The 25,125-nt window shown below is 60.1% G+C and carries 20 protein-coding genes, 1 tRNA gene and 1 pseudogene; 9 read left to right on the forward strand and 13 right to left on the reverse strand.

Going from position 1 to position 25,125, the window contains the following annotated elements; genetic code table 11:
- The first annotated feature begins 34 nt into the window (after window positions 1-34).
- Together BLU37_RS11645 and BLU37_RS11650 are read left to right on the forward strand one after the other, a co-directional pair.
- On the forward strand, window positions 35-172 hold the full coding sequence (locus tag BLU37_RS11645; protein WP_232000497.1) for a GNAT family acetyltransferase: 138 nt from the start codon (window positions 35-37) through the stop codon (window positions 170-172).
- Window positions 173-326: 154 nt separating this feature from the next.
- On the forward strand, window positions 327-584 hold the full coding sequence (locus BLU37_RS11650) for a DUF1652 domain-containing protein (RefSeq protein ID WP_090204944.1): 258 nt from the start codon (window positions 327-329) through the stop codon (window positions 582-584).
- A gap of 222 nt (window positions 585-806) precedes the next feature.
- Here BLU37_RS11650 and BLU37_RS11655 read toward each other — a convergent pair.
- Window positions 807-883 (reverse strand) — tRNA-Met (locus tag BLU37_RS11655).
- Between the two features lie 115 nt (window positions 884-998).
- The gene (locus BLU37_RS11660) at window positions 999-3,056 is read right to left on the reverse strand and encodes a methyl-accepting chemotaxis protein (protein ID WP_081354340.1); all 2,058 of its coding nucleotides are present in this window, start codon (window positions 3,054-3,056) and stop codon (window positions 999-1,001) included.
- Between the two features lie 335 nt (window positions 3,057-3,391).
- On the opposite strand from BLU37_RS11660, the gene BLU37_RS11665 reads away from it, so the two are divergent.
- From BLU37_RS11665 to BLU37_RS29915, 3 genes and pseudogenes are all read left to right on the forward strand, one after another.
- Complete coding sequence (locus tag BLU37_RS11665) at window positions 3,392-4,609, forward strand: MFS transporter (RefSeq protein ID WP_090204946.1); 1,218 nt, start codon at window positions 3,392-3,394, stop codon at window positions 4,607-4,609.
- Window positions 4,610-4,832: 223 nt separating this feature from the next.
- Window positions 4,833-5,918: pseudogene (locus tag BLU37_RS29910) on the forward strand (cache domain-containing protein); the annotation flags it as partial.
- Window positions 5,919-6,005: 87 nt separating this feature from the next.
- A complete protein-coding gene (locus BLU37_RS29915) occupies window positions 6,006-6,773 on the forward strand; it encodes a methyl-accepting chemotaxis protein (RefSeq protein WP_408003676.1) in 768 nt (255 codons plus the stop codon).
- 89 nt (window positions 6,774-6,862) lie between these two features.
- On the opposite strand, the gene BLU37_RS11675 is transcribed toward BLU37_RS29915, so the two are convergent.
- On the reverse strand, window positions 6,863-7,645 hold the full coding sequence (locus BLU37_RS11675; protein WP_010445338.1) for an SDR family NAD(P)-dependent oxidoreductase: 783 nt from the start codon (window positions 7,643-7,645) through the stop codon (window positions 6,863-6,865).
- A gap of 209 nt (window positions 7,646-7,854) precedes the next feature.
- On the opposite strand from BLU37_RS11675, the gene BLU37_RS11680 reads away from it, so the two are divergent.
- Complete coding sequence (locus tag BLU37_RS11680) at window positions 7,855-9,003, forward strand: aldose epimerase family protein (RefSeq protein WP_090204952.1); 1,149 nt, start codon at window positions 7,855-7,857, stop codon at window positions 9,001-9,003.
- 159 nt (window positions 9,004-9,162) lie between these two features.
- Here BLU37_RS11680 and araH read toward each other — a convergent pair whose 3' ends face one another.
- The 5 genes from araH to araD1 all read right to left on the reverse strand — a co-directional run bounded on the left by araH (window position 9,163) and on the right by araD1 (window position 14,854).
- Entirely contained in the window at window positions 9,163-10,131 is a 969-nt protein-coding gene (araH, locus tag BLU37_RS11685) for an L-arabinose ABC transporter permease AraH (protein ID WP_010445340.1), read from the reverse strand.
- A 9-nt stretch (window positions 10,132-10,140) separates the two neighbouring features.
- The gene (gene araG, locus BLU37_RS11690) at window positions 10,141-11,685 is read right to left on the reverse strand and encodes an L-arabinose ABC transporter ATP-binding protein AraG (protein ID WP_090204955.1); all 1,545 of its coding nucleotides are present in this window, start codon (window positions 11,683-11,685) and stop codon (window positions 10,141-10,143) included.
- Between the two features lie 61 nt (window positions 11,686-11,746).
- Complete coding sequence (locus BLU37_RS11695; protein ID WP_090204958.1) at window positions 11,747-12,751, reverse strand: substrate-binding domain-containing protein; 1,005 nt, start codon at window positions 12,749-12,751, stop codon at window positions 11,747-11,749.
- Window positions 12,752-12,824: 73 nt separating this feature from the next.
- Window positions 12,825-13,700, reverse strand: a complete 876-nt coding sequence (locus BLU37_RS11700) for an SMP-30/gluconolactonase/LRE family protein (protein WP_090204960.1) — start codon at window positions 13,698-13,700, stop codon at window positions 12,825-12,827.
- A gap of 161 nt (window positions 13,701-13,861) precedes the next feature.
- Complete coding sequence (araD1, locus tag BLU37_RS11705; protein ID WP_090204963.1) at window positions 13,862-14,854, reverse strand: AraD1 family protein; 993 nt, start codon at window positions 14,852-14,854, stop codon at window positions 13,862-13,864.
- A 192-nt stretch (window positions 14,855-15,046) separates the two neighbouring features.
- Between araD1 and BLU37_RS11710 the strand changes: the two genes are divergently transcribed.
- Window positions 15,047-16,783, forward strand: coding sequence for an IlvD/Edd family dehydratase (locus BLU37_RS11710; protein ID WP_029530537.1), 1,737 nt, complete (start codon window positions 15,047-15,049; stop codon window positions 16,781-16,783).
- 106 nt (window positions 16,784-16,889) lie between these two features.
- Window positions 16,890-17,627 carry a FadR/GntR family transcriptional regulator gene (locus BLU37_RS11715; RefSeq protein ID WP_090210933.1) on the forward strand — a complete coding sequence of 246 codons (738 nt, stop codon included), beginning with the start codon at window positions 16,890-16,892 and terminating at the stop codon, window positions 17,625-17,627.
- 3 nt (window positions 17,628-17,630) lie between these two features.
- Here the strand turns inward: BLU37_RS11715 and BLU37_RS11720 are convergent, their stop codons facing one another.
- From BLU37_RS11720 to BLU37_RS11740, 5 genes are all read right to left on the reverse strand, one after another.
- Window positions 17,631-18,428, reverse strand: a complete 798-nt coding sequence (locus BLU37_RS11720) for an IclR family transcriptional regulator (RefSeq protein ID WP_019361417.1) — start codon at window positions 18,426-18,428, stop codon at window positions 17,631-17,633.
- A 100-nt stretch (window positions 18,429-18,528) separates the two neighbouring features.
- Entirely contained in the window at window positions 18,529-19,839 is a 1,311-nt protein-coding gene (locus BLU37_RS11725; RefSeq protein ID WP_010445348.1) for an MFS transporter, read from the reverse strand.
- A gap of 92 nt (window positions 19,840-19,931) precedes the next feature.
- The gene (gene dgoD, locus BLU37_RS11730; RefSeq protein WP_010445349.1) at window positions 19,932-21,080 is read right to left on the reverse strand and encodes a galactonate dehydratase; all 1,149 of its coding nucleotides are present in this window, start codon (window positions 21,078-21,080) and stop codon (window positions 19,932-19,934) included.
- 48 nt (window positions 21,081-21,128) lie between these two features.
- Window positions 21,129-21,749 (reverse strand): 2-dehydro-3-deoxy-6-phosphogalactonate aldolase, encoded by a 621-nt coding sequence (locus BLU37_RS11735; protein ID WP_090204968.1) that lies wholly within the window; start codon window positions 21,747-21,749, stop codon window positions 21,129-21,131.
- A 34-nt stretch (window positions 21,750-21,783) separates the two neighbouring features.
- The gene (locus BLU37_RS11740; protein WP_090204971.1) at window positions 21,784-22,779 is read right to left on the reverse strand and encodes a 2-dehydro-3-deoxygalactonokinase; all 996 of its coding nucleotides are present in this window, start codon (window positions 22,777-22,779) and stop codon (window positions 21,784-21,786) included.
- 817 nt (window positions 22,780-23,596) lie between these two features.
- Here BLU37_RS11740 and BLU37_RS11745 point away from each other — a divergent pair.
- Window positions 23,597-25,123: a B12-binding domain-containing radical SAM protein gene (locus BLU37_RS11745; RefSeq protein WP_090204974.1), complete on the forward strand. Its 1,527-nt coding sequence runs from the start codon at window positions 23,597-23,599 to the stop codon at window positions 25,121-25,123.
- Window positions 25,124-25,125: the final 2 nt, after the last annotated feature.

The raw sequence follows: 25,125 nt of genomic DNA on the forward strand, positions 1-25,125 counted from the left end.
GGGGCGCTTTACCCCTGGATGATCCGGATTGCCGATGTGCCTGTCCTGTTTCAACCAGAACCTGGCGGGGCTGTTGTTCTATCCGACGTTGGGATTCGTGCCCTATGGCATCGAGGACGGGCAGGACTTCATGGGAGGACGGGTGGTGCTGATTCAGTTACGTTGGGGGTAATTGAGTGTTGCCTGGAACTTGTCTCTGAGCGGAACCACGCCGATGCCGCAGGCTTGGAACGAAAAAAACGGCGCCAGGACGGGCATGGATCTGCAACCAATCGGCGTAGGGCTGTCTATTCTTGTTTAAACTATTGGGCAGCGGAGGACGCACGATGCATTCAAAACCAGATATCCAGCGAGTTCTTGAAACAGCGTTTTTACCCTCGAGGTGCGAATGTCTCATCGGTGCGAATGACAGCTTCTCGGTGAAGCTCATCAATCCCGCATCAGGCGATATCGAGCTGTATGTAGCAAACATGCCTTTGTCCGAGCTTTCTACCAGCAGATCCATAGCCAGGTTGGTGCTCTCGCTGAGAGAGCAGAGAGACCTTATGGGTAAGATGGAATTATCGATGAGGCGACTGGGTTAGGGCAGATACGAAAAGCCCGGCGCTGGGCCGTGTCGGAGAGGGGCGGCGCTTGGTTTTGGATCTTTTCACGGCTTGTATCCCTCAGCTCAATTATTTCAAAAGGATACATGCAGGCTAGGTATGGGGGATACAAGAAGATACAGCCAGAAACAAGAAAGCCCGCACTAGGCGGGCTTCTTGAGGTGATTCATAGACTGCTGTAGACATCTATGCATCGGTACTTGGTGGCTACACAGGGACTTGAACCCCGGACCCCAGCATTATGAATGCTATGCTCTAACCAACTGAGCTATGTAGCCAAGTGGCGCGCATTATTCGCTGAGAGCGATGATGTGTCAAGCAAATATCTGAAAATTTTCTCTACGCTATCAAAAACTTAACGCCCAACCGCGAAAACCGTGAGCGTTGTTCGTCTCAGTTCAGGCGGAAGCGTCCGGTATTGTCGCTCAGGGCCTTGCTGCCTTCGCTCAGGGTGTCCGCCGCGCGGTTCACCGCACGCGCGCCTTCGAGCAAGCGTACCGCGGCCTGATCGACCTGCTGGATATTGCCGCTGACCTCGTCTGCGGTGCTGGCTTGCTCATCCACCGCCGTGGCGATCTGTGCCAGGGTGTCGGTGACGCTCTGCACCGCGCTGGCGATTTCCACCAGACGCTGGCCCAAACCGGTCACCGATTCGGCGTCAGTTTGCGCCTGGACGCAGGCCGCTTCCATCAGCGTCACCGCTTGGCTCACGGTAGTGCGCAGGCTGTCGACGGTGCTGGCGATCTGCGCGGTGGAACTCTGGGTCCGTTGCGACAGGCTGCGTACTTCGTCCGCCACCACTGCAAAGCCGCGTCCCTGTTCTCCTGCCCGCGCCGCTTCGATGGCGGCGTTGAGGGCGAGCAGGTTGGTCTGTTCGGCCACGCCGCGGATGGTATCGACCACCAACTGGATCTGCTGGCCCTGTTCGCTGACCCGGCCCAACGCCGTGGCGGTTTCGTTCAGGCGCTGGTTGAGTTGCTGGATGCTGGCGGTGGTGCGCTGGCTGTCGCGACTGCTGTCCGAGGCAATGCGCCGGGTGTTCTGGGCGCTGCCGGAAGCCTGTTCGCAACTCTGGGCGACACCTTGGGACGTGGCCGCCAGTTGCGTGGCCGCTGCCGCGATCTGGCTGATCTGTTGCTGCTGTGCCTCGACCTCGTTGAGTGCGCCGCTGGAATGGCTGTTGAGCGCACGCACGGCGTCGCTCAGTTGCAGGGTTTCGTGATCGACGCCTTGCAGGCTGGTACGCAGTTGCACCACTGCGACGTTCAGTGCGGTGCTGATGATGGCCAACTCGTCGCGGCCTTCCACCGGCACTTGCAGGCACAGGTTGCCGTCACGCAGCGATTCGGCCAGCAGGGTTATGCCGCTGGCGCTGCGCCGGATCGAGGCCTGCAGGCAGATGAACAGGTACAGGGCGGCCAGCAGCAGGCAGCCGAAGATCGCCGCCACCAGGCTGAACTGGCGAATGGCCGAGCCGTGGTAGTAGTCCAGGCGGCTGTCGAGGGTGTTCAGAGAGGCCTGGCGCAGGTTGGCCAATTGATCGAGCAGGGTGTCGAGGGTCTGTTCGAAACCTTCGGGCTTGAACGTGATGCTACCGCCGAACATGCCGTCGTCCAGGGACTTGAGGCCTTCATCCAGATGTTTGAGGCTTTCCTGGTAGCGTCCTGCCCAGTCCTGCTGTGCGGGCGGCAGGCGGGTCTCCAATTGGGCGCCGGTTTTGATCAGTTGGTCGCGGGCGTCGCCAATGCGGCTGCGCAGGTCCTTGAGTTGCAGGCGGCTTTGCAGGCTGAACTGGCCGGAGACCACCGAAGCCTGACCGACGCTGGCCAGGCGACCGACCCGTTCGATCAGGTCCGGAGCGTGTTGAGTGGATATCTGGGTCAGCAGGTAGGTTTCCATCCAGGAAGCCAGGATCAGCCGGCTGTCCATGGCGATCTGCTCCCGCAGGCTTTGCAGGGCGCTCAGCGCGGCGGTGAAACGATCATAGCCGTCGGGCCACCAGCCGACCTTGCTCAAGCTGGCCGAGTCGAGGCCGGAGAGGGTGGCTTGCAGGGCCTGGTAACGCTTCAGGGTTTCGGCGTCGGCACCTTCGTGTTGCAGCGTCTGGCCCAATTGTTCGAGGGCCTGGTTGATGTCCGGCTGGGCCTTGTCCAGCAGGGCCATGGCAGCGATGGTGGCGGGGGTCGGCTGGCGATTGGTTTCCGTGGCTTTCCAGCGGGCGGCCCGGTCGCGCTGGGCGGAGAGCAGGTTGTCGAGGGTGTCCAGGGCCAGCAACTGGCGGACGCCGGCCCGTTCCTCGCCGATCAGCGCCAGTTTGCCCCGGTAATCCTGGCCGATCATATACAGGCTAGCCATCAGCGGGACGATAAACAGCAGGAACAGCACCTGAAATTTGCGGGCAAAACCGAATCGTCCGAGCAGTCGCATTCCGGGTGATAAAAAAGCGTGCATTACCGACCACTCCTCTAGGCATCCAGCACCATTCAAGTGCAGTCATGACGGGTAGGTCATGATGGATGCCGTCGTTAAAGACCTCGGAAAGCTCGCCAGTGAGGGCGTTATCACCGGCCGCTGTAGCGAATCTTCCCATTCTCGCGGCCCTTTGTAAGGAGACGCGCTGTAGGAATCAAGGTACGCAAGATTCAGACCAGTAGCAAAGAGCTATCAATGATCATTCGTCGGATGGGACTGATCGTTAGCTCAACAAGTATCTGGTCTTGTTGCACTAAAAAATGGCACATTGACGCACCTGCAACTGTGCATCCATCCGCATCCCGGAATACCTCATGGCACTCACTGAAACCTCTTCCGGCCCGACCCTGGCGTCGGCGCCTGCGCAAGCCAGCCCTTTGGTGATGCGTATCATCGGCGCCGTGGCGCTGGCTCACCTGATCAACGACCTGATCCAGTCGGTCCTGCCGTCGATTTATCCGATGCTCAAGGCCAACTACGGACTGACCTTTACCCAGGTCGGGCTGATTACCCTGACATTCCAGGTGACCGCATCGCTGCTGCAGCCGTGGGTCGGCTTCTACACCGACCGGCATCCCAAACCGTTGCTGCTGCCGGCGGGGATGATCTGTACGCTGATCGGTATCCTCATGCTGTCCCAGGTTGGCAGCTTCCCCTTGATTCTGCTGGCCTCGGCGCTGATCGGCGTAGGCTCGTCGACCTTTCACCCGGAAGCTTCGCGTGTGGCGCGGCTGGCCTCGGGCGGGCGCTACGGGCTGGCACAGTCGTCCTTTCAGGTAGGCGGTAACGCCGGTTCGGCCTTCGGCCCGTTGCTGGCGGCGGCGATCATCATTCCGTTCGGCCAGGGCCACGTCGCCTGGTTCGGCTTGTTAGCCCTGTTTGCCTTGGGCGTGCTTTACGGCATCAGCCGCTGGTACCGCGCTCACCTGAACCTGTTCAAGCTCAAGCAGGGCCAAAAGGCTACTCATGGACTGTCCAAAGGGCGAGTGTTGAGTGCCTTGGTGGTGCTTGGCCTGCTGGTGTTCTCCAAGTACTTCTACATGGCCAGTTTCACCAGCTATTTCACGTTCTATCTGATCGAGAAATTCCAGTTGTCGGTGGCCAGTTCGCAACTGCACCTGTTCCTGTTTCTTGGTGCGGTGGCGGCGGGAACCTTTGCCGGCGGCCCCATCGGCGACAAGATCGGACGCAAGGCGGTGATCTGGTTTTCGATCCTCGGTGTGGCGCCATTCACCCTGGCGCTGCCTTATGTCGATCTGTTCTGGACCACCGTCCTCAGCGTCGTGATCGGTTTTATCCTGGCTTCGGCGTTCTCGGCAATTGTGGTGTTTGCCCAGGAGTTGGTGCCGGGTAATGTCGGCATGATCGCCGGGGTGTTCTTCGGCCTGATGTTCGGTTTCGGTGGGATTGGCGCGGCATTGCTGGGGCATCTGGCGGACATTCAGGGTATCGAGTACGTGTATACGCTGTGCTCGTTCCTGCCGCTGTTCGGTGTGTTGGCGGTCTTGCTGCCGAAGACGAAAAAGGCCTGATGCCTGAGGACGGCCGCCTGTATCCAGAATGGGCGGCCGACCGGACTGATGGGAGATGGATGACCTGCTCAAAAAATCGGGACAATTTCTGATTTTATTGTGCACGATTAAAGCGATAAAGATTTTGACTACCCCGCCGAAACAGGCTTAATAGCAACGAGCCATAACCCCCCCCCTGGCTCAGCTCTTTTGCATCTCACTCCCCCGGATGGTGACCATCGCAATGAAAATCAAAAACAAGCTCGTCTTGGCCTTTGTGCTGGTGGCCTTCATCCCGGTGAGCCTGGTCGCCGTGATATCCGTGGTGAATATCCGGACCGAGGCGTCCGATCAGTTCATCGATGGCAGCACCCGTGAAATACGCCAGATCGACGGTAATATCCGGCAGTTTTTCGACGGCACGCAGCAGAACGTCGATCAGATGGCTACTGATCCTGTATACACCTCGGTTGACAGCCTCAAACACTACGAAACCGCCGACGCCGCCAGCCGGCCGTTGCCGCCGGCAGCGAAACAGGTCATCGATGCCTTTGCGCGTTATGGCGCGACGCACCCGGCGGCGGCGATCCTGTCCATCGGGCTGGAAGATGGCACCTATGCCAAATGGCCGGATGATCCGCAACTGGCTAACTACGATCCGCGTGTGCGTCCCTGGTACAAGGCGGCCATGGCCAGCCCCGGCAAGTCGGTGCGGACTCCCGCTTACTACTACGACAAGGATGCGGTGGCGTTGGTCGGGAGTGCCAGGGCGATGCTCGATGCCTCCGGCAAACCCAAGGGAGTATTTGTCGTCAGTGTTTCGCTGAAAAACCTCACTGAACTGGTCAAGAGCATCAAGCTTGGCGAGAGCGGCTACGTGATGCTGGTCGAAGACGGTACGGTCCTGGTCGACCCCCGTGATGCCGCACACGGTTTCAAGCAGCTCAAGGATTTGGGTGAGCCCTATGCCAAGCTGGCCGCTACCGGCCAGGGCTTCACCGAAGTGCAGATCGATGGGGTCAGGTACATGGCCAATATCTGGACTTCGCCGGGCCTTGGCTGGCGCTATATCGGCCTGATCAAGTACGACGAAGTCATGGCTGGTGCTACCCGCATGACCTACCTGACGGCATGCATCGTGGTGGTGCTGGCCTTGCTTTTCGCCTTGCTCGCCGCAGCGTTCGCCAAGGTGATCGTCAAGCCGATCGGCCAGGTCAGCACCGGATTGCAGTCGATTGCCGAGGGTGAGGGCGATCTGCGTCGCGATCTCGATGTGCAGGGCAAGGATGAAACCGCTGAGCTTGCTGGCTGGTTCAACAAGTTCCTGGCCGCCATTCGCCAGTTGATCCAGCACATCGGCGCGGCTTCGACCAACCTGCAGGATGCTTCGCGGACCAACAGCGAAGTGGCCGGCAACATGAACGAGGCGGCTGGGCGCCAGCGTGAGGCGGTGGAACTGGTATCCACGGCATTCAATGAAATGGTCGCCACCGCCAACGAAGTCGCCCGCTCGTGCAGCACGGCGGCCAGCTCCGCCGAGAGCGGGCATCGCCGAGTGGCCGAGGGCAAGCAGCAGATCGAGCTGACCACCGAGAACGTCAATCGCCTCGGCAGTCGCCTGACCGAGTCGTCCCAGGCCATGGTCGAGCTGGAGGAGGGCAGTCGCAGCATCAACCAGATCCTCGGCACCATCCGCGCCATCGCCGAGCAGACCAACCTGCTGGCACTGAACGCGGCGATCGAAGCCGCGCGTGCGGGCGATCAGGGCCGTGGCTTTGCCGTGGTGGCCGATGAAGTGCGGGCGCTGGCCAAGCGCACCTCGGACTCCACTGGCGAAATCGACCAGTTGCTCAATACCCTGGGCAGCAAGACCCAGGAGGTTTCGCAGAAAATGGAAAGCTGCCTGGACCTCTCGCGGGCCAGCGTTTCCTCCATCGAGAACGCTCGGGACAGCTTCGAAGGCATCCAGTTGTCGGTCAACGAAATCCGCGACCAGAACCTGCAGATCTCGGCGGCGGCGGAAGAGCAGCACAGCGTGGCCGAAGAGATCAACCGGCATATCCAGCAGATCTATGACGAGGCGCGACTGGTCGAAAGTCTGGCGAGTTCGGCGCGTGAAGACTCGGGGCGACTGTCGGATCTTTCGGCTGAATTGAATGGTTTGGTAGGGCGCTTCAAGTCCTGAGGGATAAGGCGCTTTCCTGAAGTGGAAGGTGCCGCGCTTTCGCTCAGCCGGTTTCGTCGCTCAACGATACCGGCTGTGTGCTTTGTGCCTTATACCCAACCACCATCGACGATGAAGTTCTGCGCCGAACACATGGCTGACACCTCGGAGGCCAGGAAAAGCGCCATGTTCGCGATATGGAACGGCTCCACGCTACCGGGCAGGCATTGGCTGCGACTGATCAGTTCCCTGGCGGCATCATCCACCCAGAGCGCGAGCTGCTTTTCGGTCATCACCCAACCCGGCACCAGGGTGTTGACCCTGATACCCCAAGGCCCCAACTCACGGGCCAAGCCCCGGGTCATGCCATGGGTCGCCGCTTTACTGGCCGCGTAAACCGGGTAGCCGCTGGAGGCCATCATCCAGCCGATGGAGCCCAGATTGATGATCGCGCCCTTTCCCGCAGCCTTCATCATCGGCACCACCGCCCGACTGGCGAAAAAGGCATGCTTCAGATTGACCGAAATCAGCTTCTCGAAGGTCGCCGAGTCCACCTCATCCAAGGTGTGGCGTACATCGTTGGCGGCATTGTTCACCAGGACGGTCACCGGCCCCAGTGTCTGGGCAAAGCCTTCAATCGCCACTCTATAGGCGATCTCGTCAGTGATGTCACAGTGAGCGAATTCAACACGATGTCCCTCGGCCGTCAGGCGGGCCACTAGTCGCTCACCTTGGCTCTTGGCCATATCCACAAAGGCGACCTTGGCCCCCTGTCGTGCAAAAGCACACACCATGGCCTCACCAATCCCTGAAGCGCCCCCGGAAATCAGTACGGTTTTATTTTTCAGATCCGGGTAAACGGCCTGCGGGCCGGCGGCTGTTTCATGACTCATATGACGGTTACTCCACGGTAGGCACCTGGCTTCAGGCAGTTGAGCTCGGAGGATGCTTGGGTATCAAGGAATTATTTTACCTGCCAGCTCAATTAGTCTTATTTTATATTGAAAATCCTACATAAAAGACTATAAATCTAAGGCTGTAACGACAAAATATCGCAAATTAGTAGAACTATTCAACTCAAACAATAAATAGAGGTTCGACCATGCTGCACTCCCGACACCCGCTTTACGGCCTCGGTCTTTCCCTGATGATTGCCAGTCAAGGCCTCCAGGCGAGTAGCCTGTCCAGCGAACACAAGGCCTTTGGCAAGACCCAGGATGGAACCGCCATCGAGCAATATGTGCTGCGCAACAGCCATGGTCTGCAGGCCACGGTCATTACCTACGGCGGCATCCTGCAATCGTTGAAAGTGCCCGATAAAAACGGCAAGTTCGAAGACGTGGTCCTGGGCTTTGACGATGTCCAGGGCTACCAGAACGGCACCGCCTTCTTCGGCGCCACCATCGGTCGCTACGGTAACCGCCTGGCCAAAGGTGCGTTCGAACTGGACGGCAAGCGTTATCAGGTACCGCTTAACGACGGCCCCAACGCGCTGCACGGCGGTGCCCAGGGTTTTGACAAGCGGGTCTGGAAAGCGCAGCCGGTCAAAAGCAAGGATTCGGTCGGCGTGAAGTTGAGTTACCTGTCGAAGGCGGGGGAAATGGGCTTTCCCGGCAATCTCAACGTCGAGGTCACCTATAGCCTCAACGACAACAACGAGCTTCGCATCGAGTACAAGGCCTCCACGGATCAGCCCACGGTGTTGAACCTCACCAACCACAGTTACTTCAATCTCGCCGGTGCCGGTAACGGTGATGTGCTCAAGCAGCTCGCGACCTTGCACGCCAGCCAGTACACCCCCGTCAACAGCACCTTGATCCCCACCGGAGAACTGGCTCCGGTGACGGGAACACCTTTTGACTTCCGGCAGCCGACCGCCATCGGTCAACACATCAAGGACGACCACCCGCAGCTCAAATTCGCCGAGCCGAAACAGGGCGGTTTCGACCACAACTGGGTTCTGGATGCCAAGGGCGACGTAAGCAAACTCGCCGCCGACGTGCGCGACCCGCAGTCCGGTCGCCGCTTGCAGCTCTACACCAGCGAGCCCGGGGTACAGTTCTACACCAGCAACTTCCTCGACGGCACGGTCAAGGGCAAGGCGGGCAAGACCTATGCGCATTGGGGAGCGTTCACTCTGGAGACCCAGCACTACCCCGACTCGCCGAACCAGCCGAGTTTCCCGACAACGCGGCTGGATCCAGGGCAGACGTATGCCCAGAAGACCATCCTGAAGTTCTCGGCCAACTGAAACCGATAACCCATCACCTGTAGGAGCTGTCGAGCCTCGCCAAGGCTCGACAGCTCCTACAATGAACGCGGTGGGCATGGGGAACACAAGGCGCCCGGTGAACGCGGTTGGCGCGGAGGAACGTGGGGGCGGCGTAGTGAGCCCCCGGCTCCGTCGGAATCAGCGTTGCTTCAGGCGGTCGATCACCACAGCCAGCAACAGGATCGAACCGCGAATCACGTACTGGTAAAACGTGTCGATGTTCTTCAGGTTCATCGCGTTCTCGATGATCGCCAGAATCAGCACCCCGGCAATCACGTGCCGAATCATGCCGACCCCACCGCTCAACGAAACCCCACCGAGCACGCAGGCGGAAATCACCGTCAGTTCGAAACCCTGGCCGATCATCGGCTGACCGGAGGTCATGCGCGAAGCCAGCACCACCCCGGCCAATGCGCCAATCAACCCGTGCACGGCAAAGATGATGATCTTGGTCCGGTCGACATTGACCCCAGCCAGCAACGCCGCTTCCTGGTTACCGCCAATGGCCATGGTGTTGCGGCCGTAAGTGGTGTAGTTGAGCAGCCAGCCAAAAAACAGGAAGCAGCCAATGGTGATCAGGATCGGCACCGGCACACCGAACAACTGGCCATTGCCGTAGACGAAAAACTGATCCTGGGACACGCCAACCGCCTTACCGTTGGCAAAGATATAGGCCAGGCCCCGCACGATCTGCATGGTCGCCAACGTGGTGATCAGCGCGTTGACCCGTAGCTTGGCAATCACGATCCCGTTGATCAATCCGACCACCAGTCCCATTAGCAGCGCTGCAGCGATACCGAGAAACACGCTGTCGGTGTCGCGCATCACCACCGCCGCAACGACCCCGGCACAGGCGATCACCGAGCCCACCGACAAGTCGAAATGCCCGGACGCCAGGCAATACAACATGGTGCACGCGGCAATACCGGTGGTGGAAATCGCCAGGCCGAGGCCGCGCATGTTCAATGGCGACAGGAAGTTGTCGATCAGCAGGGTGCAGAGTACGAAGATCCCCACCGCTGCCAGCAGCATCGCCCAGTTATCCAGAATGCTGCGCAGGTCCAGGGGCTTGCGGGTCGTTGGCAACGCATTGTTTTGGCTTGTCATGCTCACCTCTCAATTCTCCAGGGCGTCGGCGCGTTGGCGCGGCAAAGCCAGTTGCAGCAGGTTGGATTCATTGGCCTCTTCGCGGCGTTTTTCGCCACGCATCGCGCCTTCGCACAGCACCAGGATGCGGTCGGAAATGCCCATCACTTCCATCAGGTCGCTGGACACCACAATCACCGCAACCCCGCTGGCGGCCAAGTCATGGATGATCTGGTAGATCTCGGCCTTTGCACCGATATCGATGCCACGCGTCGGCTCGTCGAGCAGCAGGACTTTCATCGGCATCGACAGCCAGCGACCCAGAATGGCCTTCTGCTGATTGCCGCCCGACAGGTAGAGGATTTTCTGCGCCGGACTGGGCGTTTTGACTTTCAGCGCCTTGATCTGCTTCTCGGCATTGCCCTTCTCCCAACCGTCACGCAACAGCCAGCCAAAGGTCGAATGGGCACTGCGGGCACTGATGTTGATGTTCTCGGCAACGCTGGAGAGCGGCATGATGCCCTCTTTTTTGCGGTCTTCGGGGCACAGCAGGACACCGGCGGCGATGGCGTCGCGTGGCGAGCGCAGGCGCAGTGCCTCATCGCACAGTTGCAGGCTTCCGGCGGTGCTCCGCTCAAGGCCGCCCAGCAGGCGCAACAGCTCGGTGCGCCCCGCGCCGACCAGACCGAACAGGCCAAGAATCTCGCCCTTGCAGGCCTCGAAACTCACCGGTTCGCGCAACCCGGGCCCCAACAGGCCATCGACCTTGAGCGCCACCTGGCCCCGTGGCCGAGGGCGGTAATTGTAAATGTCCTGAATGTCGCGACCGACCATGCAGGTGACCAACTGATCATGGGTCAGGGCGCTCATGTCCTCAAAGGTACGCACGTAGCGACCGTCCTTGAACACCGTCACCGCATCGCAGATACGGAACACTTCTTCCATGCGATGGGAAACATAGAGCACCACTTTGCCCTCGTCCCGCAGGCGCTCGATGATCGCCATCAAACGCTCGATTTCCCGGGCCGACAGGCTGCTGGTCGGCTCATCGAAGGCAATCACGTGGGCACCACGGGACAAGGCCTTGGCGATTTCCACCAGTTGCCGTTGCCCCAGAGACAGGCGACCCAGCTTTTGCCCAGGGTCGATCTCGTCGGCCAGCCCCTTGAGACACGCCAATGCATGCTGGCGCAATGCACTGCGGTTGATCACGCCCAAACGGCTCGGCAAATGCCCGAGGAACAGATTCTCCGCCACGGTCATTTCCGGTACCAGGTGCAACTCCTGGTGGATGACCGCCACGCCGCAGGCAATGCTGTCGGCTGCGCACTTGAAGAGCATCGTCTGCTCGCCGATCTGCAAATGGCCACTGCTGGGGCTGTAGGCGCCACCGAGAATCTTGAGCAGGGTCGATTTGCCGGCGCCGTTTTCCCCCATCAGGGCATGGACCTGCCCTGGCCGGGCAGTGAAACTGATACCGTCCAGCGCCTTGACCCCGGGGAAGGTCTTGCCGATCCCGTTGAAACACAAACTGGCGCCGACACTGTGCTGTTGTCTGTTCAATTGCGCGTGCATAACCACCTCATCACACCGACCGGGCAGCCTCGTCGCCAAGGCTGCCGAGCAAAACCGACTGTCACTTCCACAGTCCGATCTTTTCCAGTTCCTGTTTGAAGTTGTCACGCGTGATCAGCGTCACCTCGTCCATCGCGGTGTACTTCGGCGGTTCCTTGCCGGTGGTGATCCAGTCGAACATCATGCTTGCAGTGTTGTAGCCCTCAAGGTGCGGGCTGGGCAGCATCGAGCCGAAGAAGCCGCTGTTGGGCTTTTTCAATTCACCGATGGCATCGGTGCCATTGATCCCGACACCGATGACATTGGCCGCGGCAAAGCCGGCGCTTTCGGTGGCGCGTACGCCGCCCAGCACGGTGTTGTCGTTCATGCCGCCAATGATCAGGTTTTTCGCCGTACTCGGCAGTTTCACCAGGGCCGAACTGGTAGAGTCCATGCTGCCCGGCACGTCGAGGGTCTTGAGCGGCGCAAACAGGATGTGCTCTTTCGGCAGGCCGGCGGCCTCAAGGGATTTGACCGAGCCGTCGGTACGTTTCTTACCGGTGTCGAGTTCGTTGTAGGTATTGATCACCGCGTAGGTGTCCTTCCAGTCCCAGCCGCGCTTCTTCGCTTCGGCAGCCATGGCGTCACCCTGCTTCTGGCCCACTTCATACGCGGCCATACCGAGGTAGGGCACGTCCTCCATGAACTTGCCGCTGGCATCGACAAAGCGATCATCCACAGCGATCACTTTCAAACCGTTGGCCTTGGCTTTGGCGACGATCGCCGGGCCCAGGGACACGTCCGGCGGGCAGATCACGAAGCCCTTGGCGCCGTTGGCGGCAAGGCTGTCGATGGCCGAGAGGGTTTTCTCCCCGTCCGGCACGGCGATCTTGATCAGGGTAAAACCCTTGTCCTTGCTGGCCTTTTCAGCGAAAGCCCATTCGGTCTGGAACCAGGGCTCTTCCGCCTGTTTGACCAGAAAACCGATCTTCACAGGCTCAGCGGCCTGCAACAAGCTGCTCAAGCCGAAGGCCGATACCGCCAGAGCGGCGCAGCACAGAGAACGAATACCGCGATGACGACTCATAAGGTGACTCCTTGTTTTTGTTGTGTCTTTTCATGAGAACGAGTTGGAACGAGTACAACCTGATGCGTGAACGTTATCCTGCAAATCGATGACAGCGTGTCCCCGGGGTATCCACCTCGATGGTCAGCACCGCCCCATCCAACGGGTGATCGAGCGGGCTGGCGGCGCTGGTGATGTACAAGGTGCGAAGTTGCGGACCACCGAACACGCAACTGGTGGGCCGGCTGACGGGCAGTTCGATCACCCGGTCGACCTCGCCATTGGGCGCCAGCCGAAGCAGGCACCCGCCATCCCAACGGGCATTCCAGATATAGCCTTCGGCGTCCATCGCCGAACCGTCCGGTACGCCGCGCGGGTGTGGCCCGAACCACGCCTGCGGCGATTCGAGTTGGCCGTCGCTGGCGATCACGTACTGATACAACGTACCGTCCAGGCTGTCGCCAAAATACAGCTGCGTGCCGTCCTCACTCCACAGCAAGGTATTGGGAATCCCCAGGCCACGCGCCAGAGGTGTTACACGCGCATCGGCATCGATCCGAAACAGACCACCGTGACGGTGCCTTACCGGAATATCTTCGCCCTGCTCACCGATGTTGTTCTGCATGGTGCCCAGCCACAGCCGACCTTGGGCATCACAGCGGGCCTCGTTGGCCCGATTGCCCGGTTGCGGATCGGCGACACACAGCAGTGTCAGACGTGGCGCCTGGGATGCGCTGCTGAGGTCCAGCCGATACACGCCGCTGCTCAATGTCACCAACGCATCGCCGTTTTCACAAGGGATGAACGCCGACACCGGCTCCGGCAATTGCCAGGTCTGCAGGCCGGTACCCGTCAGGCGCAGCGCCTGCCGGCCGGCGATATCGACCCAATACAGGGCCTGCTCGGGCGCATCCCAAAACGGGCCTTCGCCCAATTGCGCACGATGTTCGGTCACTGCGGTCCACGACATGAAGCCTCCTGGCCGACTGTTGTTTTCAGATGCCAATGCCCAGGACAAGGGCACTGGCGGAACACGATCCCTGTAGGAGCAGAGCTGGCTCGCGAAGCTTTTGGCGATCTTGAGGGCCCCTTCGCGAGCAAGCTCTGCTCCTACAGTCACGTGTCGCTTTCTTAGAGCATTCCTACGGTTCCGGGTACCAATACCGCGTCGACCACGGCAATTCCATTGATCAAGGGCGCACCGAAGTCCGCCTGGCTGATCTCGAACACATCGCCCGGTTGCGTGCGCATGCCGTCCGCGAAAGACAGGGTCGCGGTGCCGAAGAAATGAATGTGCACATCCCCCGGGCGCAAAAACTGACTGTACTTGAAGTGGTGATACTCAAGGTTTTCCAGGCTGTGGCACATATTGGCTTCGCCACTGAGGAATTCGCCCTGCCAGACGACCTTGCCATCACGCAAAATGCGACTGCTGCCCACCAGGTGCTGGGGTAACTCACCGACCCGCAACTCGGGACCATAACTGCAATTGCGCAGTTTTGAGTGGGCCAGGTAGAGGTAGTTCTTGCGCTCCATCACGTGATCGGAGAACTCGTTGCCCACGGCAAAGCCTAGACGATAAGGCTTGCCATCATGACCAATGACATACAGCCCGCCGATTTCCGGTTCTTCGCCGGCATCTTCGGCAAACGCTGGCACGGCAAAGGCCTGGCCCGGGCGCACGACGATGCTGCCGTCGCCCTTGTAGAACCATTCCGGTTGTACGCCGGCCTGACCGGAGGCGGGTTTGCCGCCGTCCACGCCCCATTTGAAGATCCGCAGGCTGTCGGTCATCGCGCTTTCGTCACCGGCCTGCTGATGCATCTTGTCCCGCGCCGCTGCACTGCCCAGGTGGGTCAGGCCGGTGCCAGTGACCAGCATATGCGCCGGGTCGGGGTGATCCAGTGGCGGCAACACCCTCAGTTCAGCCAGCAGTGTGGTGTAGTCATGGCTGACGCCCAGGCCGAGACTCTCCACCTGCCGCCGCAGATCGACGCCCGCCTCGATGGCGGCCAAGGCCAACTCACGCACCGTGTGTGCCGATTGCACCTCGCGGACCTGGCCATCCTCGACCACTCCCACCCGACGCTCGCCGTTGCTCAATTCGAACTGAACCAAACGCATGAAGCTTCTCCTGATTGCCTATCAAGCATGAGTGCCACCGCGGGTATCGGCGCAAAATTGCAGTGACCTACCTCAGTTGAAATCGACTATATAGTATTACTATTTACTCAACAACACTTCCAAACAGGAGATTTTGCGCTTATTTTACCCCTCGGGAAGAACAATATAGTCTTACGAATAAGAGAGCTGACCATGTCTGATAAAAAACTCGACCTGCGCTCCGCCCACTGGTTTGGTACCGCTGACAAAAACGGCTTCATGTACCGCAGCTGGATGAAGAACCAGGGCATCGCCGACCATCAGTTCCATGGCAAGCCCATCATCGGGATCTGCAATACCTGGTCGGAACTGACCCCCTGCAACGCGCACTTCCGCCAGATTGCCGAGCATGTCAAACGTGGAGTGATCGAGGCCGGTGGCTTTCCCGTGGAGTTTCCAGTGTTTTCCAACGGTGAGTCGAACCTGCGCCCGACCGCCATGCTCACCCGCAACCTGGCCAGCATGGACGTCGAGGAAGCCATTCGCGGCAACCCGATCGATGGCGTGGTATTGCTGACCGGCTGCGACAAGACCACACCGGCACTGCTGATGGGTGCCGCCAGTTGCGACGTACCGGCCATCGTCGTCACCGGCGGGCCGATGCTCAACGGCAAGCACAAGGGCCAGGACATCGGCTCGGGCACCGTGGTCTGGCAACTCAGCGAACAGGTCAAGGCGGGCACCATCAGCCTCGACGACTTCCTCGCGGCCGAGGGCGGCATGTCGCGCTCGGCGGGCACCTGCAATACCATGGGCACCGCCTCGACGATGGCCTGCATGGCCGAAGCGCTGGGCACCTCCCTGCCTCACAACGCGGCGATTCCGGCGGTCGATGCGCGGCGTTATGTCCTGGCGCACATGTCCGGCATGCGCGCGGTGGAGATGGTCCGCGAAGACTTGAAACTGTCGAAGATTCTCACCAAGGAGGCCTTCGAAAATGCCATCCGCGTCAACGCCGCCATCGGCGGTTCGACCAACGCGGTGATTCACCTCAAGGCCATCGCCGGGCGCATCGGCGTCGAACTGGATCTGGATGACTGGACCCGTATCGGCCGCGGCATGCCGACCATCGTCGACCTGCAACCGTCCGGGCGCTTCCTGATGGAAGAGTTCTACTATGCCGGCGGCCTGCCGGCGGTGCTGCGCCGCCTCGGCGAAGCCAACCTGATACCTCATCCCAATGCCCTGACCGTGAATGGCAAGTCGATCGGCGACAACACCAAGGACGCACCGATCTACGGCCAGGACGAAGTGATTCGCCCGCTCTCCAACCCACTGCGGGCGGACGGCGGTATCTGCGTGCTGCGTGGCAACCTGGCGCCTCTCGGTGCGGTGCTCAAGCCTTCGGCCGCGACCCCCGAACTGATGCAACACCGTGGCCGGGCAGTGGTGTTCGAGAACTTCGACCAATACAAGGCGCGGATCAACGACCCGGAACTGGAGGTCGACGCCAGTTCGATCCTGGTCATGAAGAACTGCGGTCCCAAGGGTTACCCCGGCATGGCGGAAGTGGGCAACATGGGCTTGCCGGCCAAGCTGCTGGCCCAGGGCGTCACCGACATGGTGCGGATTTCCGACGCCCGCATGAGCGGCACGGCATACGGTACGGTGGTGCTGCACGTCGCGCCTGAGGCCGCTGCCGGTGGGCCCTTGGCCTGTGTAAAAGAGGGAGACTGGATCGAACTCGACTGTGCCAGTGGACGTCTGCACCTGGACATCACGGACGCCGAACTGGCCGCTCGCATGGCCGATCTGCAGGCACCGCAACAACCGATCCTGGGCGGCTACCGTCAGTTGTACATCGACCATGTACTACAAGCCGATCAGGGCTGCGACTTCGACTTCCTGGTAGGTTGCCGGGGTGCCGAGATCCCGCGCCATTCCCACTGAATGGCATGATATGGCGTCATCGCCCAGCGGTTCAGGTGCGCGAGCACCTGATGGAGCCGGGAGCGATGTTATGATGCAACTATTTCATCAGAGCAACGTCCCGGTTATGGATCAGCAGTCCTCTAAGCCAACCAAGAACACTCCGCGCAAGAGCATGCATACCAAGATCGTTCAGGAACTGGGTATGCAGATTGTCTCCGGACGCTTCAAGCCGGAAGAGCGCTTGCCCATGGAGGCGACGCTGTGCGAGGAGTACCAGGTCAGTCGTTCGGTGCTGCGCGAAGCCACCCGGGTGCTGAGCGCCAAGGGCCTGGTGTACTCCAAGCCACGGGTCGGCGCGGTGGTGCGTCCACGCTTGAAATGGCACCTGCTCGATCCCGACGTGCTGGCCTGGCTGATGCAGTCGACGCCCCACAGCGAGTTTTTCAACACCTTGGCCGGTGTGCGCCGGATCCTTGAGCCGGAAATCGCCGCCATGGCCGCCACCACGGCGACCGACGAAGACATTGCGAGCATCGAAAAAGCCTATCAGGCCATGGAGTCGGCGCAGACCCACGAGAAGCTCCTGCAGGCGGACCTGGACTTTCACCGGGCGATTGCCGACGCCACCCGCAACGATTTGCTCGCCTATATGTGCAACATGCTGTCGTTGCCGCTGCGCGAATCCATCAGCATCACCAACCGCCGCCCCGATATTCAAGGGCTCAGCCTGCCCCGGCACAAGGCGATACTGACCGCCATCCGGAATCGCGACGCCCTCGGCGCCCGACATGCCTCGCTGGTGCAGCTCGACGATACCCGGGTCGCCCTGGATACCGTGATGAATATCCTTACCCCGCTATAAGGCTCAGGCCTTGGCCCCCAACTCCGCTGACAGCCGGGCGGCGACCTGTTTGATCAACGGGACCAGCTCGGCCATTTTCTCCAGCGGCATATAGGGCACGGTACTGGCGATACTGATTCCGGCGACGATCTGCTGGCTGGCATCGCGTATCGGCGCCGCGACACAGCGGATCGACGGCTCATTGTCTTCCAGGTCAAAAGCGTAGCCACCCGCCACATACTCCAGCATACGCTGCTCAAACTGCTCCCAGGATGACTCCGGGTGTGACGGCCATGCACGGTTCTTCCCGTCCACCGGCAAACTGACCCGATACAGACGCTGCCACTCCTGTGGCGAGCCATCGAGCAACAGCGCCTTGCCGATCCCGGTGCGCGCCAGCGGCATGCGGTGTCCGACCCGCGAGCGCATTTCCGGGCCATTGCGCCCGGGATTCTTGTGCAGGTACAGCACGTCATCGTCTTCGCGGATCGCCAGGTGAATGGTATCGCCGGTCAGCGCCGACAACTCATCCAGATAAGGCCCGGCCAGGGTCACCAATGGCAGGGCTTCACGCGCCTGAAAGCCCAGTTCGATCAGCTTGGGGCCGAGCAGATAACCGAGTTGCGGCACAACCCGCAAATAGCGCTCCTCCACCAGGCAACTGGCCAGACGATGGGTGGTGCTGCGGGTGGTGCCAATCAGCCGGGCGATCTCCTTGAGGTCGCGGGCCCCACCGGCCACCGCCTGAACCACGGCAAGACCGCGCAGCAGCGTCTGTGTCCCCGTCGGTGCGGCGGCGTTTTTTGCGGCATCTTCCTGCATATACGGCCTTCAACAATGAGCGAGAGAACGGGCGGCATTATGGTCGCCCGGTCTTGCGCTTGCCAGCCTGGCGGTCTGTGTGAATCCGTCACACAGGCCACTAGAGTTCTATCCGTGCCACCTTGCCCACCAGCACGACATAGGACAGCGCACCGATCAACGCCAGCACGGCGATGTAGGTGATTGCCGGGGCGAAGGAGTCGCCGCTGACCAGAAACCCGATCACGATCGGCGTGGCGATCGCCGCCAGATTGCCGATGCAGTTGAACACACCGCCCGTCAGCCCCAGCAGCCGAGCTGGCGCCAGGGTCGAGACCAGCGACCAACTGATCGAGGCCATCCCGTTGCCGAAAAACGCCAACGCCAGACAGGCGATGACCCACGGTGTCGACTCGACGAAGTTGGCCCCGATGATCGAGGTGGAAATCAGCAAGCCGCCGATGATCGGCAACTTGCGGGCAACACCGATCGTCGCGCCACGGCGCAGTAGCCAGTCGGAGAACAGGCCCGAGCACAGCACGCCGACGAAAGCGGCGAGAAACGGCACCGAGGCCAGCAGGCCGGATTTGATGAAATCCATGCCGCGATATTTCACCAGATAGGTCGGAAACCAGGTCAGGAAAAACCACAGGGTCGAGTTGAGGCAGAACTGCCCGAGGTAGATACCCCACAACTTGCGTTGGCTCAAGACGATGCCCAGGTCCGTCCAACTGAACGGTGCCTTGCGCCTGGCAGTTTCGGCCTGGATATCGACCAACCCGCCGCCCTCGCGGATCAGCTCGATTTCCGCCTGGTTGATGCCCTTGAAATCCCGTGGCTCGCGATACACCGCGTACCAGATGAACGCCCAGATAATCCCCACCACACCCGTGCTGATAAACACCATGTGCCAGCCGTATTCATGTTGCAGCCAGGCCAATAGCGGCGTCAGAAACGCCAGCCCGACAAACTGCCCGGACGTATAGAAACCGATGGCGGTCGCCCGCTCACGCTCGGGAAACCAGCAGGTCACCACACGGCTGTTGATCGGATAGGCCGGTGCTTCCAGCGCCCCCACGGCCATGCGCAAAACGAACAGCGCGATAAAGCTGGCGGCGAAACCGAGCAGTACCGTCGCCACCGACCACAGCAGCAGCGCGAGGCTGTAGAGCAGGCGTGGCGGCACCCGATCCACCAGCCAGCCGCCGGGGATCTGCATGGCTGCGTAGGTCCAGCCGAACGCCGAGAAGATCAGCCCGACATGAATCGGATCGATCCCCAGTTCGCTGGTCAGCGCGGGCGCCGCGATCGACAGGTTGCTGCGATCCAGATAGTTGATCACCACGGTGATGAACAGCAGCACCATGATGAAAAAGCGCTTGCGGCTCGGCGTCAGCAAGGACGCTGGCCCGGTAAAGACTTCCGGTTGCATGGGGCTTGCCTCTTCTTATGGTTATTGAGGGCGTTTATTCGCAACGATGCCGTTGTCCGGGTACGGACCTCCCTGAGTGAGTCAGCCAGGGATCACCATTCGGCAAAACTGCCATCGGCATGGCGCCAGATCGGGTTGCGCCAGCGGTGACCGATGGCGGCGCGCTCAGTCACGTATGCCTCGTTGATCTCGATGCCCAGCCCCGGGCCGTTCGGGATCTTCACGAAGCCCTGGTCGTAGTCGAACACCCGTGGGTCCTTGACGTAATCGAGCAGGTCATTGCTTTCGTTGTAATGGATGCCCAGGCTCTGCTCCTGGATAAAGGCGTTGTAGCAAACCGCGTCCAGTTGCAGGCAAGCCGCCAGGGCAATCGGACCCAGCGGACAATGCAACGCCAGCGCCACGTCGTAGGCTTCGGCCATGTTGGCGATCTTGCGGGTTTCGGTGATGCCGCCGGCATGGGAGGCATCCGGCTGGATGATGTCGACGTAGCCTTCGCTGAGCACCCGCTTGAAATCCCAGCGCGAGAACAAACGCTCGCCCAGGGCGATCGGCGTACTGGTCAGCGGTGCCAGCTCCTTGAGTGCCTCGTAGTTTTCGCTGAGCACCGGCTCTTCGATGAACATCAGTTTGTAGGCGTCGAGTTCCTTCATCAGCACCTTGGCCATGGGCTTGTGAACCCGCCCATGGAAGTCCACGCCAATACCGACGTTCGGCCCCACCGCATCGCGCACGGCGGCGACGTTGGCCAGGGCCAGATCGACCTTTTCGAAGCTGTCGACGAATTGCAGCTCTTCGGTGCCGTTCATCTTCACCGCGGTGAAACCACGGCCAACCGCCTCCCTGGCAGCCCGGGCGGTGTCAGCCGGACGGTCACCGCCGATCCACGAGTACACGCGGATACGGTCACGCACCTGGCCGCCCAGCAGATCGCTGACCGATACTCCCAGAGCCTTGCCCTTGATATCCCACAGCGCCTGGTCGATCCCGGCGAGGGCGCTCATGTGCACGGCGCCGCCACGGTAGAAACCGCCGCGATAGAGCACCGTCCAGATGTCCTCGATATTGCGCGGATCCTTGCCGATCAGGTAATCCGACAACTCATCGACTGCCGCCGCGACCGTGTGGGCCCGGCCTTCGACCACGGGCTCGCCCCAGCCGGTCACGCCTTCATCGGTTTCGACCTTGAGGAACAGCCAGCGTGGCGGAACGATAAAGGTCGTCAGCTTGGTGATTTTCATCGTGTTGTCTCTCTTGTTGGGATGCACCCCACAGGGCGCCAAAAAGTCTTAACGCAATGCGTTCCATGCCTGCACATAAGCCTTGGCGCGCAGCGCTGTCTCATCAGCGCCCAGCCCCGGCTTGAACAGCCCGGAACCCAGGCCGAAACCACTGACGCCCGCTTCGACGAAGGGTCGCATGTTGTCCGGGGTAATCCCGCCGACCGGAATCAGCAGCGTCCCTGCCGGCAGTACCGCCAACCAGGCCTTGACCACCGCCGGCCCCATTTGCTCGGCCGGGAACATCTTCAATACATCGGCACCTTCGGCCAACGCGGCAAAGGCCTCGGTCGGCGTGGCGACGCCCGGCGACAAATACAGACCCGCCGCCCTGGCCGCGCGCAAGACCCGGGGATCGCTGTGGGGCATGACGATCACCTGTCCACCTGCGGCCTTCACCTGCTCGACCTGCTCCGGGGTCAACACCGTCCCGGCACCGATCAGGCAATCGGCGGGTAAAAGGTTGCGCAGGATGCGGATGCTTTCATACGGTTCGGGAGAGTTGAGTGGTACTTCGATGACGCGGAAACCGGCCTGGTACAACACCTCGCCGATGGCCGCCGCCTCTTGCGGACGCAGGCCGCGAAGGATCGCGATCAGGCCGTTTTTCGCCAGTGCTTGCTTGAGCATGTTGGACCTCTTGTCTGGTTGAGCGCAGGCGCTTCTAGTTGGCCGCAGGCGCTAGGCCGATCAGCCCGGCTGCTTCGGCCAGGTGCCATAAACCGCGTTCGGTGGCGTGTTCGGCCAGGCTCACCCGGGCAAAACCGCAGCGATCGAGCGCCCGGCGGTAACGAACACAGAGTTGGGCATTGCCGATCAGCAGGATCGACGGCAAGTCGGTGCTGTTGCGTCGACGGCGCTGAACGTCGGCGAGGGCGGCAAGTTCATGACCTATCAACAGGCCCGACAGATAGTCGGTCTGTTCGGCCGGATTCAGCTCACCCGCCAGGCCAAGGGTGCGTGCGCTGAATACGGTAGAGAGAGGGCCGTTTTCACCCTCGCAGGACAGTGCCACCTGAACGCCGCGATCGAACGCCTCGCCCTCGAACGGCGCACCGCGCTGCTGTGTACGTCCCAGGATGCTGTGTTCACTGAGCACGGCGAACAGTTCGCCGGTCATGAAGGTGTCGAAATGGACGATGCAATCATCGGCCACCTCAACCCATTTCGAATGGCTGCCCGGCAGGCCGATCAGCAGGTGACCGCCGGTATCCGCCGACAGGCTTGGCAGCACGCCGAGAACCTGGGTCTCTTCGCCGCGCATCACATTCGGTAAGCGCGAACGCTCGATCACGCCGGGCACGATATGCACATCGACACCGCGCAAGCTGCGCACGGTGCTCAAGGACTGGCCCAGGGTGGCGACATTCGCCGGGGTGTCACGATAAGCGGCTTCAGTCCAACCCTGGGCGCTGCCGACCATACCGCAGGCAATCACCGCCAGCCCGGGTTGAGCATCGAGCCAATCACCACAGGCCTCGTCGAAGGCCAGTTCAAAGCCATCGGCGCACAGCTGGCCGGCGATCATCCGCGGCACGCTGGGCAACTGCATGATGCCTGACGACAGTGAGCGCTGTTCGAGCACCTGGCCGCCAGCCGCGAGTCTGTAGGCCCGAAGGGAGGTGGTCCCCCAATCGAGCGCGATCAATTGCGCCTGCATCGCGTCACCTGAAAGTTGTTTTTGGACAGTGAGTGCGTGGAGCTGATGGAGAAGACTATAGGCCTAGTGTGCGGTAAATCTCAATATATAAATTAACATCCCATATTTTGGGATTTGACGCTGCAAGGATGCCGCAGTCCTGTGCGCTGCCTCTTCATGGCGAGATTGGATTGGCTGACTTCTGGTATAGGCGCGAGCGAGCTGTTACGTCCCTTGCTGATGAGCTGGCTCAAGGGGGGCAACTGCGCGCATTATCGACTGAACATGACCCATGTATGAAACTTGGTATCAGTCTCGGTACATTTTAATTTGTTGATTTAAAAGAATTTATTTTGACTGGCGTGTCGTTGTATGTCGCGCGCGGCGGTTGTTTGTATCTTGACTGCTGAAGTTGATTGAGTAGTAGCATGCCAATGCTTCAGCGATGGCGAGGGGAGTGTGAGGGAGTAAACTTTTGCTGAAGGATAATGGCTAAGGGCTTGTCACTGTGTGCGGCGTGTCTGTAGCTGTTTCCTGGTTTTTATATCGTCTTTAAACAGGCTTGAAGAGCCTGTCGGAATTCCACAATGCCATCATTTACTTTGATGGGAAAAGGTTTTTTTGCTTGTTGTTTTCGTGGGTTATTTTAATAATTTAATAAAAGTCAAGGACTTAATGCTGTAAGAAAAGGGCGTTAGACTTTCTCGAAAATTATGCTTTAATCGAGTTCTTTCATGCCTTGGGCATGTGAGTCTCCCCGTGTTGCGGTACTTGTTGGCGTCAGTTTGTTTTTCATGGCTTGGAGCCTCGGGCAGCAGGAAACGGAAGAAAAGCACCTATGGATGCACTATTTGTAACACCTGATTCTTCGGCGAAGGCCTATCAGGGACTGGCAAGCGTATATTCGGCGATAGAGCCACCGACATGGTCGCTGCTCTTGGCTGAGTCCTGCCGCAGCAAGGGATTCGGGGTCGGTATCCTGGATTGCGATGCCGAGAAGCTGAGCCTTGAACAGGCGGTTCTGCGTGTCGAATCGCATCAGCCAAGGCTGGTGGTATTCGTTGTCTACGGACAGAATCCCAACTCCGGCACGACCAGCATGATTGGTGCCCTGGACCTGGCCGCAGCTCTCAAAGAGCAGTCTCCCCTGTTCAAGATCTGCTTCGTCGGTTCCCACATCAGTGCCTTGCCCAGAGAGGTTCTGGCGCATGCCTGTGTTGACCTGGTGCTGCTCAACGAGGGTGTCTATGCCCTGCATTCGTTGCTCGCCAGCAATCTGGGCGATGATCTGTCCACGATCAAGGGTATCGGTTACAAGCAGCGCGGCCCGGCGAACTTTCCTATGCCGGTGCTCAATCCTCCGGAGCGACTGGTCCCCCAGGAGCGCATGGACATCGACATGCCTGGGTATGCCTGGGATCTTCTGCCCTACAAGGTGCGCCCCCTGGACCTGTATCGGGCGCACTTCTGGCACGCCGGCTTCGATCATGCCCAACGTACCCCCTTTGCGGCGATCTATACGTCTCTGGGCTGCAACTTCGGTTGCAATTTCTGCATGATCAACATCGTCAACCGGACTGACAACTCCGAGGCTGCGGACGCCGCCAGTTTCCGGGGGATGCGCTTCTGGAGCCCAGCTTGGGTGATGCGCGAAATGGAGAAACTGGCAAAGCTCGGCGTGCACACATTGCGCATCAGCGATGAGATGTTTTTCCTCAATCGCAAATTCTATGAGCCGATCCTGCGCCAGGTGATCGAGCGCGAATTCGATTTCAATATGTGGACCTACTCGCGGGTCGATACGGTGCGTCGTGATGCTCTGGAGCTGTTCAAGCAGGCAGGGGTCAACTGGTTGGCGCTTGGCGTCGAGGCCGGTAACCAGATGGTTCGGCAGGAGGTGTCCAAGGGGTCCTTCAAAGAGGTCAACATTCGTGATGTCTGCGATGTGATCCGGCAGACCGACATCAATGTGATCAGCAATTTCATTTTTGGCTTTCCCGACGATACGTTGGACACGATGCAGGAAACCCTGGATCTGGCCATCGAATTGAACTGTGAGATGGCCAACATGTATCCCTGCCAGGCACTGCCGGGCAGTCCGATGAACCGCATAGCCCGGGAGGAAGGCTGGAAGCTGCCCTCAAGCTATGAGGGGTATGCCTTTCTGTCTTATGAATGCGAGCCTTTACCGACCAAGCATCTGTCCGCGGCACAGGTACTGAAGTTCAGGGATGAGGCCTGGCAACGTTATTTCACCAATCCAACCTACTTGAGTCTTGTCGAGAAAAAGTTTGGGGCCACGCAACGCCTGAATATCGAAGACATGACACGTATCAAGCTACGGCGGAAATTGCTGGGAGACTAGCC

This window comes from Pseudomonas asplenii (assembly GCF_900105475.1).
GTDB classification, from domain to species: domain Bacteria; phylum Pseudomonadota; class Gammaproteobacteria; order Pseudomonadales; family Pseudomonadaceae; genus Aquipseudomonas; species Aquipseudomonas asplenii.

Bases quoted from the DNA above. Each gene is read 5' to 3' on its own strand.
- BLU37_RS11645 (WP_232000497.1), top strand. From the start codon at position 35: ATGTGCCTGTCCTGTTTCAACCAGAACCTGGCGGGGCTGTTGTTCTAT.
- BLU37_RS11650 (WP_090204944.1), top strand. From the start codon at position 327: ATGCATTCAAAACCAGATATCCAGCGAGTTCTTGAAACAGCGTTTTTA.
- BLU37_RS11660 (WP_081354340.1), bottom strand. From the start codon at position 3,056: ATGCACGCTTTTTTATCACCCGGAATGCGACTGCTCGGACGATTCGGT.
- BLU37_RS11665 (WP_090204946.1), top strand. From the start codon at position 3,392: ATGGCACTCACTGAAACCTCTTCCGGCCCGACCCTGGCGTCGGCGCCT.
- BLU37_RS29915 (WP_408003676.1), top strand. From the start codon at position 6,006: ATGAACGAGGCGGCTGGGCGCCAGCGTGAGGCGGTGGAACTGGTATCC.
- BLU37_RS11675 (WP_010445338.1), bottom strand. From the start codon at position 7,645: ATGAGTCATGAAACAGCCGCCGGCCCGCAGGCCGTTTACCCGGATCTG.
- BLU37_RS11680 (WP_090204952.1), top strand. From the start codon at position 7,855: ATGCTGCACTCCCGACACCCGCTTTACGGCCTCGGTCTTTCCCTGATG.
- araH (WP_010445340.1), bottom strand. From the start codon at position 10,131: ATGACAAGCCAAAACAATGCGTTGCCAACGACCCGCAAGCCCCTGGAC.
- araG (WP_090204955.1), bottom strand. From the start codon at position 11,685: ATGCACGCGCAATTGAACAGACAACAGCACAGTGTCGGCGCCAGTTTG.
- BLU37_RS11695 (WP_090204958.1), bottom strand. From the start codon at position 12,751: ATGAGTCGTCATCGCGGTATTCGTTCTCTGTGCTGCGCCGCTCTGGCG.
- BLU37_RS11700 (WP_090204960.1), bottom strand. From the start codon at position 13,700: ATGTCGTGGACCGCAGTGACCGAACATCGTGCGCAATTGGGCGAAGGC.
- araD1 (WP_090204963.1), bottom strand. From the start codon at position 14,854: ATGCGTTTGGTTCAGTTCGAATTGAGCAACGGCGAGCGTCGGGTGGGA.
- BLU37_RS11710 (WP_029530537.1), top strand. From the start codon at position 15,047: ATGTCTGATAAAAAACTCGACCTGCGCTCCGCCCACTGGTTTGGTACC.
- BLU37_RS11715 (WP_090210933.1), top strand. From the start codon at position 16,890: ATGGATCAGCAGTCCTCTAAGCCAACCAAGAACACTCCGCGCAAGAGC.
- BLU37_RS11720 (WP_019361417.1), bottom strand. From the start codon at position 18,428: ATGCAGGAAGATGCCGCAAAAAACGCCGCCGCACCGACGGGGACACAG.
- BLU37_RS11725 (WP_010445348.1), bottom strand. From the start codon at position 19,839: ATGCAACCGGAAGTCTTTACCGGGCCAGCGTCCTTGCTGACGCCGAGC.
- dgoD (WP_010445349.1), bottom strand. From the start codon at position 21,080: ATGAAAATCACCAAGCTGACGACCTTTATCGTTCCGCCACGCTGGCTG.
- BLU37_RS11735 (WP_090204968.1), bottom strand. From the start codon at position 21,749: ATGCTCAAGCAAGCACTGGCGAAAAACGGCCTGATCGCGATCCTTCGC.
- BLU37_RS11740 (WP_090204971.1), bottom strand. From the start codon at position 22,779: ATGCAGGCGCAATTGATCGCGCTCGATTGGGGGACCACCTCCCTTCGG.
- BLU37_RS11745 (WP_090204974.1), top strand. From the start codon at position 23,597: ATGGATGCACTATTTGTAACACCTGATTCTTCGGCGAAGGCCTATCAG.